The sequence below is a fragment of the Mucilaginibacter pankratovii genome (genome assembly GCF_014773265.1).
Lineage (GTDB): Bacteria > Bacteroidota > Bacteroidia > Sphingobacteriales > Sphingobacteriaceae > Mucilaginibacter > Mucilaginibacter pankratovii.
Window position 1 is genome coordinate 564181 of sequence record NZ_JACWMY010000001.1, and the last position, 12250, is coordinate 576430.

A 12250-nucleotide genomic window follows, 5' to 3' on the forward strand; every position below is an offset into this window, starting at 1 on the left:
CGGTTGTCTTTTTAAGATATTATTACCTTTACGCTAACGCATGTCTATAACTGAACAGCAGCCCGGTCCTTTAGACCTGCATATTTTTGATTGTCTACCGGGTAATTTCCTCCTGCTTTCACCAACGTTGCAAATTCTGGGAATGAGCGAAGCTTATCTGCAGGTTACCGGCAAAACAAGGGAAGCGCTAACCGGACACTATCTCTTCGAAGTCTTTCCAGAGTCTGTCCAATGGTCGCCGGATCAGGACGGTGGTGTCGCCCGATCGCTAACGAAAGTTCTGGAAACAGGTCAAATCGATGAAATGGCGGTTGTTCGTTTTGATACTCCAACTAAAGATGGCGGCTTACAGGAACGCTATTGGAAAACGATCCACCAGCCCGTAAAAAACGGTGATCAGTTACAGTATATCATCCATCATACCACGGAGGTTACGGCTGAAGTCCTGGAAAAGAAACAAATGCGGTCAATGGTTGCCGCTGAGCAAAAGGCCGCTGAAAGTATCCGGCTTCAGGCCGAACAATTGGAAAAACTTTTTCATGATATCCCTGCGCAGATTGCCATAGCACGCGGTCCCGATCTGGTTTACGATTATATTAATCCGCAATACCAGCGGGAGCTTTTCCCAAATAGAGAAGTGCTGGGTCTGCCTGTTTTAGTTGCTCTCCCCGAGGTAAAGGGGCAACCGATCTGGGATATTTTACAAGCCGTCTATAACAGTGGTAAGCCTTATATACAAAATGAGATGCATATCCCGCTGGCACCACAACTGGGTGCCGAGTTAGTGGATCACTATTTTAATCTGGTCTATCAGCCCTTACGGGACGAAACAGGCGGAGTTTACGCCATACTCAGCTTCAAATACGAGGTCACAGCGCATGTTGCGGCACGGAAAGCTGTGGAAGATACTTTAATAGAGCTACAGGCGGTTCATGAGGAATTGATTTCGAGCAATGAGCAACTCATGCAAGCGCAGGATGAATTGAATTCACTGAACAAAGAGCTGGAAGTCCGGATCGCTGACCGTACCAGGGAACTGAAAGAAAGTTTCAACGAGCAGCAGGCATTAAATGAGGAGATCAGTGCGGCAAACGAAGAAATGGCTGCGGCCAATGAGGAGTTGACCGTAACGAACGAAGAGCTTAACGAAACGCAGCGGTTACTTCAGCAAACACTCAGCGGCTTGTCGGAAAGCGAACAACGCTTCCGGAACCTAGTCAGAGATGCCACGGTTGGCATCATCCTGCTAACCGGCCCGGACTTGCAGGTCTCTATTGTGAATGATTCATATGGAAAGCTCATTGGCCGAACCGCTGCTGAACTAGATGGTCATCGCTTATTCGAGGCTATTCCCGAAGCGGAAGCCGTTTTCCGCCCGGTAATTGAACGGGTTCACGACAGCGGCGAACCGCAATATTTATATGACCAGCCTTATCTCGTGTATAAAGATGGTGTATCTATCGAAGGCTTTTTGAACCTGATCTACCAACCGTACCGCGAAGCGGACGGTAGTGTTTCAGGTGTGATGGTGCTTTGCCAAGATGTAAGCGTCCAGGGGCAGGCACGGCGTGAACTGGAGAAAAGTGAAGGGCGCTTCAAGTTCTTACTTAATGCTATTCCCCAACAAGTGTGGACCGCTTCTCTGGACGGGGCATTGGATTATGTGAACCAAGTCGTAGGTCTGGATTTTGGCCACACCACCAAATCCGTTGTGGGCCATGGCTGGCAAGAGTTTGTTCATCCTGATGACCTGCCCGTTGCCCTGGAGAAATGGGTGCGCGCCCTGCAAAGCGGGCAGGAGTATCTTACTGAGTTCCGTCTCAAATTTGCAAACGGTAACTATTACTGGCACCTGGCGCGAGCTGTACCGCTGGTTGAAGATGGTAAAGTCACCCTTTGGTTGGGTACGAATACCAATATCGACGCCCAGAAGACCATTGAATACAAGAAAGACGAATTCCTGAGCATTGCCAGCCATGAACTGAAAACGCCGCTAACAACTATTAGAGCATTTTTCCAGTTAGCAAAAAAGGATGCCGGCGAGCATAAGGTGCTTAATCGATTCGTAGGCAAAGCAGAGCGGCAATTAGAGCGATTGGGCCGGCTGATCGAGGACCTGTTGGATGTATCGAAGATCAACGCCGGCAAGATGGTCTATAACATGGAAGATTTCGACTTTTCACAGATGTTAGCGGAGACGGTTGATAGTATTCAGCAAACTTCAGCCAAGCACCGGATCGAAATAAATGCAAATTGCAGCACGATATATCATGGTGACCGGCACCGGATCGAGCAGGTATTGGTGAATTTGCTGAATAACGCGATCAAATACTCGCCGGATAGTAACCGGGTCATTGTCAATTGCGAAGTGGAACAGCAAAACTTCATCGTTTCCATCCAGGATTTCGGTATTGGCATCGCTGAGGAGCACCTCAAAGGCCTGTTTGACCGTTTTTACCGGATCGACAATACTTCGGCCCGCTTTCAGGGGCTCGGATTAGGGCTTTTCATTTCTGCGGAGATCGTTAAACGACATGGCGGCAGCTTCTGGATCGAAAGCCAACCCAGTGAAGGCTCGACTTTTTACTTTCTCCTTCCGCTCGGCGGCAAACAGGAGTTCAGCGACGTCGCCGGTAACGGTCAGAATTTTTACGAGGGCAGCTTTATCACTATTCTTTACCAGCCTGAAGGCAATTACCTGGATGTGAACTGGAAGGGCTATCAGAATTATGAATCGGTCGTTAAGGGCTGTGGTATCATACTTGACCTGATGCAAAAAAACAAGTGTAGCCGGGTATTGAATGATAATACAGAAGTCAAAGGCAATTGGTCGGAGGCTTCCGACTGGGGGGCTGAGGTTTGGTTTCCAGCTATGACCAAAGCCGGTCTGCAAAAATTTGCCTGGGTGTATTCGCCCAGCACTTTTAGCCGCATCGCGGCCAACGTGAGTTTGCCTTCGACTTATGATCCGGTAGCCTTCTTCCATGATAAAGACACGGCCAGGCATTGGTTGATTTCGATGTAGCCTGATGCAGTCTGCCCGGTTCATCCTACTGTAACAAACGAATGGGAGAAACTGTTATCTTGTAAATATCAAACCTGCGCATTCCATCCGAAAATGAAATCTCGAATGCCGCCCGGCGAACTGACAACTTCAATACGTGTACCATGATACCGCAATACCTCTGACACCAGATAAAGACCGATGCCAAAACCGGTGACCCTTTGATCTTTGACACGGTAAAACCACTGGAATAAGCGCTGTTGATCCTCTTCGCTGATACCCACCCTCTCATCCTGGACAAATTTCTTACCTGGTTATCCAGCATTTCATAACCGAGCGTGATCGTGCCGCCTTTCGGAGAATATTTAATGAATGGCGACCCTTCCTTTTTGGCGATGCCCAGCAGAACGTGCAAATAGGATTTCATCGTTTCATCCAATTCTTCTTCAGCTTCGCTGAAAAGTTTTCCCAAGTATGAATGTTGAGAACAAGTCATCGGCTCGTCGCCGGTCTACCTGCTAGCAGTATCCTTAACATTTAACGGCTATTTCTAATAGTTAATAATTATTTCTTTTCCTTACGATTCCAAGTGACATTGTCGGCAACTCTATCAGTCCTTGCCCTTCTTTTTGACTACATAACGTATTGAAAATCATATAATTTGGATTGCTTCATTAACTCGGCTGGTTCGATGTTGCTGTCCGTCAAAATGCAGTTTTGATGCACCCTCTCTAACTTTCGTAATAATGCTTCGCTACGCTTGACGTAATTGCTATCTGAAATTACGTTGCCATCGAAGGTGATGCGGTTGACCATTAAATGGATATGCGGGTGTCCTGCATCATGGTGACGGAAGATCATATACTGATTATCGGTAAACCCCATGCCTTGTAAATAGTCGCTTCCGATTGCAAGAAGTTGATCATCGAGTTTGTCGATTCTTCCTGTAAGAAGTTAAGGCTGGTATGATACACATAATTACCAAGTGCGGGACGTCTGCGCCTTACCAAGTCGATTTCCTTTTTGATAAGCGCTACATCCAGCGATGCCAAATTGGTTTCAAGCAGTTCGGCTCTTTGGCTGTTGTCTTTGAGATTTAGCTTTTTAAGGTTTTAGCCTAACGCTCCCATAAAGCTTTTACCTCTCTTTTGATCCGCTATCATCTTTTAGTAAAAGCCTTAAGATCTTTTCCTCCTGCCGCAACAGCGCAGCAAGGGTTTTATCAATACCAAAAGGGAATTTGCCTGAGTCGGCGTGCCTTGTCAATTGGTTTAAGTTAACGCCGATTTTTTTTAATTCGACGTAGGTGTCCTCGTCAATTTTAGGCAACCGGGTAGCAGGGAAATGACCCTTAAATATCTTAGTCCTGACCAAGTCGCCTGGCTTAGTACCACACGAATCTGCAAGGGTCAACAATCGCTGCCGTTGTTTTTCGGTTACCCTGAAAGTGATCTTTAAAGACCGCTTTTCTAATGGAGAAACTTTTGGCCTTGCCATAAATACTCAAAAAATGTTTGATGGAATTGCTTAAGGCAATGAGCAATTTAAGACCCCGCGAGGGCCGCAGGGGAACCCCGCGTTTATCAGCCGTGAAAACGGCTCGGCACTTATGCCATACTCAAAGATATTTATTTGCTGCTCCCTGTCCAAATTTTTATGCAGAACAAAGTGAAAGCATACCGGGTCTGGGTGTCCCGGCAAGCGTTTTGGTCCGACCAAAACATGGCTTGCTTTAAAAGAAAGTAATTTTCAGATCGTATAAAACCTGTTAGATTTCAGCTTGCCCAGCGAAATGAAGCCGTTGCACTATACACTAATAACGCAAAGGTTTATATCGAAAACAGAAATCGTTTTCCGTTTTATAAGCTAATATTGGGCCTTGTTCTTGTTGAAATTGAAGCGGTAGGCTACCCTAAGGCTTAAAAAATTGATGTCACTACTTTCGTCTTTAACATCCGAACTTTGGTATCTTAAAGCAATGTCGGCATTTTTATAGGAGTAGCCAACAGCGGTTGCCCAAGCAAAATATGTCTTTGTTTCGCCCTTAAGATTAAAGAAATTAGAAGCATAAACGGTGTTAAATGCTACACCCGCCTGTGGCTCCAGATAGATACTTCCAAAACTATAACGATATCCGGTATAAATAGGAATACTACGGTATTCAGCCTCAACACCGGAGGGCAAAAATTTATCTTTAATACCAAATCTGTTGTATCCAACTTCAAACGTTACTTGTTGAGGGCGCGAACTAAAGCCGAAGAGCGCTTTGGCGGATGCCCCAAAACCAAGTTTGGCAATATCCGAAAGCTCACCTGTAGGCTGCGCTAACTGAACACCTAACTGTAATTGGTTATTTCCTTTTTGTGCTTTTGCATGAAATATAAAAATCACCGACGCTAGACAAATAAGTATTATTCTTTTCATGATAAAATGTATGTATTACACAAATATAGCAGTATTACTATTCTAAGCAATATTTTAGCAATTAGATTCTATTTCTGATGTGAAAATTACACTGCTCGTCAGCACTACGCCTACACCGATTAGCATTTGCTATTCAAACAGCCAAGTGTGTATTCTATAGACTATTTTTCATTTACGTAAAAATGCTTAAGAGAAGAAAAACAATCTTAGCGTCTAAACTCATAGTTAAATTAATAGAATTTGTCACTTGGTAAATTATGAGTAATTACAAAAAACATTTATATTTGAGTTAAAACACACCCTATGAAAAAAATTTATTTTCTTATTATCGCCGTCATTATAACTTTTAATGTATCGGCGCAAACAAAATTAACTGTAAAGCCAGATGTAATTGTAAAAACTAATGGCGATGAGTTAAAAGGTAAATTAACAAAAATTACTGATGATGACGTTACGTTTGTCTACACCGGTGAAACCGTAGAATATACAATTAAAAAATCAGACATTTTAAAAATCACGCATTCAAGCGGCCGGGTTGAAACGTTTAGTCAAACTGCCGCTCCCGCGCAAATACGTCAAAGCGATCAGGTTTCAATGACAGCAACACCTTCTGACCATCACAATAAGATTGCCATCCTTCCATTTGCATTCTTAATGGATAATCAACCTGGTGCAGAAGAAATTGGTCTAAGGGCCCAAGGAGATGCTTACTCTTATCTTTCACAGCATTCAGCTGGTTACACGATACTCGATCCCCGCACTACCAATGCATTGTTAATTAAGGCGGGCGCTACCAAAGATAAAATTGCTGGTTTCACGATGAAGGAACTTAGTGATATTTTAGGTGTAGAATATATTATTGATGGCGCAGTAATGCAAAGTAAAGCAGCTGAAACTAGTTCTTCGAGCGGATACGGTTCTGCAACGGTAAAACGTGATGGGAATAAAGACATTAAAAATGTATCTGGGTATAATTCAAATAATAGCTATTCACAACAGCGTTATGCGGTATCAGTAAGTATGCATATATTCATGGATAACAACGCAAGTATTTACAACGAAAGCCACAAAGCATTCTGGACAAATACAGACGGTTCTTACAGTAGCCCACTTGAGTATTTGTTAAAAAAATGCCCGCTGTATAGGAAATAACTATTCCCAAATCAACTATTCATGTCAATTACTATAGCCATTTTAACGGCTTTAATAATTGACATGATTGGCAATGGGTATCTATAGCTAAGGCATTAGTTGCCTTGATATAATAACCATCGTTCATTTAGCATCATCATTTAATGAAAACAGCTTTAAAGGCGCTACTTTGCTGCATAGCCCCATTGTTTTTTAATCAGAGTGTAAAATCGCAAACTGGCAATAATGAAATTCAGGTTTCCGGTCAAATTCCTTACCCCATTGGCGACCTCGCAACAATAGTAAAACGCGGTTACGGTTACTCTGCTAAAGGGCTTTGGGGGGTTGGGAAAGCCAAACAGCAAATTACTGCGGAGTCAGGGAATAATTTTTTTGATATTAAAGAAAAGTATCTAACCAATAAGATTGAAGCATCTTATTCGAGCTGGCCAATTTATGGTGGATATAGACGTTATGCAGGAGGCTTTTATGCAGAAGGGCAAGTTGGGTTTGCAGTTAATACTATAAACGCCTTTCGCGATGATACATTCGATGATAATTTTCAAACCAAAACTTATTTTGCCTGGGCATTAGGTGCGGGTTACAAGATTAAGTATTTCGAACTTGGCTCTAGGTTTCAAACGTCGCTTGTAGCAAATAGTGCTGATATCACATTTATCTCTTTTCATCTCTCCGTTCGTATACCTTTTTTGTATGCAGGTGAAATAAAAAAACTTTAAATAACTCTAATTTATCAACTTGTGTTGTTCATAGATCGGTTTGCATCAAAAGCTTCAGCAGCTGTTCGTCCCGTTTGTAAATGTCTTCTCTGAAATTTAACTCGCCTTTACTATTTACAAAAGCGGTAAAGTATCCGATATATACCGGAATTTTATTTTTTAGTATTACAGTATTTTCACGCCCGGCATGCATGGCCGCATCTATTCTTTCGGGCGACCATGAGGCATCTTGTTTTAATATCTTTATTGCAAGTTCTTTCGGCTCCCCCACCCTAATGCATCCATGACTAAAAGCCCGTGTATCCTCTGCAAAAAGTGGTTTCGCAGGTGTATCATGCAAATAAATGTTATTTGAATTTGGGAAAATAAATTTTACCAATCCTAATGAATTTTTTGTCCCTGGCTTTTGTCGTACGTTGCCACCATTCCATTCCATGTTATGCGCTGCCAAATAATTGCTATTTCGAGCCATACCCGGTTTAATTTCTTTTTGAATAATGCTCGGTGGTATATACCAATAGGGGCTAAATACAATGTATTGAAGGTGGCCGCTAAAAATCACGGTTTTAGTCATCGCCTTACCTACAACTACCTTGCAGCTCCAAGTGAGCGCATTGGAATTATAATAGTGTAATTGAAACTCAGGGATGTTAACAAGGATAAACTCACCACCATGGTCATCTGCAGGAATCCAGCGCAGGCGTTCCAGATTAACAATAATTTGTTCTATCCTTTTATGGACTGGAACACTTAGCTGCTGAATAAATTTAGCGTTTATTTTGCTATCAGGGGTAATACCATGAGTCGATTTAAACAACGTAATTGCCACCAGCAATTCTGGATTGTAAGTGTTGAAAGGCGTGAGATTTTGCAGGTACTGCAATTGGTGCAATCGCTTAGTAAGGGGGATTATTAAACTTGAAGTATCTCCTGGCTTTAAGCCAGCAAAACCTGCGTTATATGATAGTATAACATCCGGGCCCGATTGTTCAATCTGGCGGTAACGGTGCAAAGCTTTTCGCAGTTCGAGGTACTGTGGTATAACCGCATTTTGTTCAACACTATCTCGTGAACCGTTAAGTTGCTTTTGCAGCAGATCTAAATATTCAAGTTTTTTACGAGGTAAATACCACCCTATATCTTTAGTCTTATCAACTTCTGCTCCACCCCAAACGTTTTTAGCATAATTGAAATATTCCGCTGTCAACATCAATTCGTAATCAACTCGCGGAGATGCACTTCCACTAATACGCAATTGATCGGCCATTCTTTTGAAATCAGTTTTATACGGATATTCTTTTAAAACGCCATCATCCTCTTGTGTTTGAATATGATTGATCAAATTATTAGCGCTTTCCGTTATTCCGTGGGCATCAAACCAAGCATATTTATGAAGGTGTATGTGATAAAACTGTTTTAAATCGGATGAAAACTTTCGAAAGAAAGGCCTGGCATTCAAGAACGAGTCTATACTCACGCTATCAAAAGCTAATCCAGATGCAGGATTAAAGTTGCCCTTTACAATTGTGTCCAGATTTACCTTAGTCGGGCTTTTTTTGCTTTGCCCTTTGCAGCCCGAATTTATTAGAAGCAGAATTACGAACAGCAGCTCGAGTTTATAGCGATTCCTTAAGACGTTCTTCATCATAACATTTTCGGAGTTAAAACTTTCTGTTTTTCGAAGTTACTCATTCTCAATAAATGACAACAAATGTATTTAAGAATTAACAGAGAACCGGAAACCTTTTAACCTGCATCTAAATTATTCAATTTTGTGAGACTACAGAGGTATATTTGAATTGAATGTTTCGATTAATGCACAAAAAAAGGCTTCTCTACACAATCTTGGCTCTATGCCATTTAGTCCTTTTTACAACAAATACGTTTTCGCAAAATCGTGTCGATGCTGAATACAAAGCTACTGACAAGGTTGGCCTGACACTTAGTGGAGGCGGCGCTAAAGGGATAGCTTATATTGGTTTGTTGAAAAAAATTGACTCCCTTGGAATTAGGGTAAGTTTTATCACCGGCACTAGCATGGGTGGCATAATTGGAGGACTTTACGCTGCCGGCTACTCCGGTAAACAATTAGAGGATATTGTAAGGCATATTGATTGGGATAGGGTTTTAAGTAATACTACGCCGCTTAGCAAAGTCAATATTGAAGAAAAATCAGAATATGGCAGTTATTTACTCGAATTGCCTTTAAAAAAAGGAATGCCCACTTTTCCTGATGCCGCAATAGAAGGGCAATACCTATCTCAAATTTTGAACGATTTCACATTTCCTGTTAGGGATTTTAATGATTTTTCCAAACTATCAATACCATTACGAATAGCAACATCAGACCTTGTAAATGGTGGGACAATATTCCAACAACATGGATCACTACCGTTAGCTATCCGTGCTACCATGTCAATCCCCGGGGTATTTTCTAATGTAACTATTGACGGCAGACTATTGGTAGATGGTGGCGTAGACAGAAATTACCCTGTAGGAGAAGTTAGGCGGATGGGAGCAAATTTTGTAATTGGTGGATATACGGGTTTCCATCTTTTAAATGCCGAGCAAATGAATTCCCCATTCAGTCAATTAATGCAGGCATTTTCATTCGGCTCTTTGTCCGATATTAAGACACAAATAGCAAATACCGATTTGCTTGTCGACTATACAGATCTGCTGCAAAATTACAGCGCTGCAGATTTTAATAAATATAAGGAGATACTCCGAATAGGCGAAATTGCAGCCGACAAATATCTGCCAAAACTTAAGCAAGTTGCTGACGCCCAAAAGGCAATGAATATGCCGGTTATACGTCCGTCGCTTCCAATCAGTACAGCAATAACAGTTAAATACAACTTTGTAACAGATAAAAATGAGCCGATTGAAGATAACAATGAACTGGAACAACTACAACAAAATTGGGTATTGCAACCAGGAAAGGCTTACAGTTCTGACGAAATAAGTGCTGCTGTCGAAAAAATTTATGGATCACGCCGATACACTAAAGTCTATTATACGTTCAACACTACTGCTGAAGGGCTGGAAATGAATATCCATGTAAAACAGGCAGCTAAAGGTTATTTCAAAGCGGCTGTTCATTATGACACCGAACAATCCGCAGGAATTGTATTGAACTATACCCTGTACGACCTTCTTCTAAAAAGCTCGAGACTTTTGGCGACTGTTGACGCAACTGAACGCTTAAAAGTAAGAGTAGATTATTATAAATTTTTAACCAAAAGCAACAAAGTATGGATAAGAGCTAATACCGAATACCGCAATCTTAAAAGTAACGATGTACTATTATCCCTTTTATCTACCAGCGATTTGAATACTTCTCCGCCGGACTATTTTAATTTTGATTTTAAATCGTCCTTAAGCTTAGGCTATTCTCTAAGTCATTCAGCTTTAGTTGAAGCCGGATTAGGATACGATGCAGAGAAAGTTTACAAATCAAAATCACTTGCTTCGGCAATATTAGGATTGACCCCTAAAAACACGATTTACCGGCACAATAATAAAATCTTTTATGTGCGGCTTGTGCAAAATACATTTTCCTCCAAATATTATCCGGTCAAGGGCAACAGTTTCGAAGCAGAGTTCAGATTTTTTTTCAATAATCGCTCAAAATTTACAAAGAGCAGCGATTCTGGTGCGATTTCAATAAATCAGTATTTAAACCCCAATAGTAATCTATATACCCCTAATGGACTGCCTGGAAATGTTTCGAGAATATTATTTAAAGACGAAGTTGCTATACCAATAAACCGCCATTTAACTATCCGGACATCTGCGTTTGCCGGGGTAATTACCAGTAGTAATTTTGGGGCTGCATCAGGTGGGTACTTTTATTTAAATAACTATTTCAAACTTGGTGGTGTGGAGCAACTGTTAACTTCTCCCACCATAAATTTTCCGGGATTAAAACAAAGTGAGCTACCGGTGCGTAGCCTCTCGGTCCTCAATATAGCTGCCCAATTTTCACCTGTAAAAAGGTTTTATGTTACACCTACCTTCAGCTATGGCGCAGAAGGCAACGGATACAATGTGACAGCGAATTTATTTAACCGAAAAAGCAATTTTAAAGGATACGGGCTGCATTTAGGTTACATGTCTATCATTGGGCCTGTTGACCTTGCTGTCGATAAAGCCGAAGTATATAATATCCGTTTCCCGCTACGCACGTATCTATCATTCGGATATAAATTCTGAACAAACGCTATTTAATATAAAAGCTAACAAAATTTTTCTTCTAGAGCAAAACTTGCTATTTTTAAAGGTGACAATCTATTCCGGTGAACGACATATTAAATTATCATTATTTAAATTAAAAATATTATGATCAGAGTTATATACTGCGTTGTGTTATTGTTTGTTTGTGCCTGTACTTCCAGCCCGAAAAAAAATATAGCAACTGAAACCCTGAAGCAAATCCAGGCAGACTCCAATACGGATTCTGTAGGTAACGCAAATAAAAGTAGAGTCACACGCGAGAATATCAAATCTGCTGGACCGACCTCGTTGGATACAGCCAAACTCTTTTTGAAAGATTACTTTAAAATAGATATCTCAAAACAGCTGCTAACTCAAGGCAGTCGAAAATTTCTTTTTGATGTATATGATTTAAATAACGATGGTAAAAGGGAGTATTTTATAGGGTTAATCGGTCCGTATTTCTGCGGCTCGGGTGGCTGTACCTGTTTGCTGTTAAATGCCAAATATCAAATAATAAATCGCTTCACGGTTACCAATTTTCCAATAACCATTTTGGAAAATAAACCCGGCAAATGGGCCAACCTGGTTATAGAAAGTAGCGGTAAACATCACTTATTGAAATATGATGGCGTAAAATACCCATCAAACCCCAGTATGCAACAAACAATCGTCGGCAAATCCTCGGACTCTCTAAAGACTGTTTTAAACAACTTAAAAGTTAACAGTTTTTAAT

9 protein-coding genes and 1 pseudogene are annotated in these 12250 nt (G+C 41.3%); 5 read left to right on the top strand and 5 right to left on the bottom strand.

The features are described from left to right. Positions 1 to 40 precede the first annotated feature (40 nt). Positions 41 to 3025, top strand: coding sequence for a PAS domain-containing protein (locus IDJ77_RS02285; RefSeq protein ID WP_191187299.1), 2985 nt, complete (start codon positions 41 to 43; stop codon positions 3023 to 3025). A 25-nt stretch (positions 3026 to 3050) separates the two neighbouring features. Here the strand turns inward: IDJ77_RS02285 and IDJ77_RS28080 are convergent. The 4 genes and pseudogenes from IDJ77_RS28080 to IDJ77_RS02305 form a co-directional block, all read right to left on the bottom strand. Beyond that, positions 3051 to 3503, bottom strand: a pseudogene (locus IDJ77_RS28080) (hypothetical protein); the annotation flags it as partial. Between the two features lie 134 nt (positions 3504 to 3637). Continuing rightward, positions 3638 to 3943, bottom strand: coding sequence for a relaxase/mobilization nuclease domain-containing protein (locus tag IDJ77_RS27985; RefSeq protein ID WP_394368021.1), 306 nt, complete (start codon positions 3941 to 3943; stop codon positions 3638 to 3640). Positions 3944 to 4141: 198 nt separating this feature from the next. Continuing rightward, entirely contained in the window at positions 4142 to 4501 is a 360-nt protein-coding gene (locus tag IDJ77_RS02300; RefSeq protein WP_191187302.1) for a plasmid mobilization protein, read from the bottom strand. 369 nt (positions 4502 to 4870) lie between these two features. Further along, on the bottom strand, positions 4871 to 5428 hold the full coding sequence (locus tag IDJ77_RS02305; RefSeq protein ID WP_191187303.1) for an outer membrane beta-barrel protein: 558 nt from the start codon (positions 5426 to 5428) through the stop codon (positions 4871 to 4873). 303 nt (positions 5429 to 5731) lie between these two features. On the opposite strand from IDJ77_RS02305, the gene IDJ77_RS02310 reads away from it, so the two are divergent. Both IDJ77_RS02310 and IDJ77_RS02315 read left to right on the top strand, forming a co-directional pair. Next, positions 5732 to 6580, top strand: coding sequence for a hypothetical protein (locus IDJ77_RS02310; RefSeq protein WP_191187304.1), 849 nt, complete (start codon positions 5732 to 5734; stop codon positions 6578 to 6580). A 143-nt stretch (positions 6581 to 6723) separates the two neighbouring features. Continuing rightward, entirely contained in the window at positions 6724 to 7299 is a 576-nt protein-coding gene (locus tag IDJ77_RS02315; RefSeq protein WP_191187305.1) for a hypothetical protein, read from the top strand. Between the two features lie 28 nt (positions 7300 to 7327). On the opposite strand, the gene IDJ77_RS02320 is transcribed toward IDJ77_RS02315, so the two are convergent. Further along, on the bottom strand, positions 7328 to 8947 hold the full coding sequence (locus tag IDJ77_RS02320; RefSeq protein WP_191187306.1) for a L,D-transpeptidase family protein: 1620 nt from the start codon (positions 8945 to 8947) through the stop codon (positions 7328 to 7330). A gap of 167 nt (positions 8948 to 9114) precedes the next feature. Here IDJ77_RS02320 and IDJ77_RS02325 point away from each other — a divergent pair, with 167 nt between their 5' ends. Both IDJ77_RS02325 and IDJ77_RS02330 read left to right on the top strand, forming a co-directional pair. After that, positions 9115 to 11514: a patatin-like phospholipase family protein gene (locus IDJ77_RS02325; RefSeq protein ID WP_191187307.1), complete on the top strand. Its 2400-nt coding sequence runs from the start codon at positions 9115 to 9117 to the stop codon at positions 11512 to 11514. A gap of 126 nt (positions 11515 to 11640) precedes the next feature. Then, positions 11641 to 12249 carry a hypothetical protein gene (locus tag IDJ77_RS02330; RefSeq protein WP_191187308.1) on the top strand — a complete coding sequence of 203 codons (609 nt, stop codon included), beginning with the start codon at positions 11641 to 11643 and terminating at the stop codon, positions 12247 to 12249. Position 12250: the final 1 nt, after the last annotated feature.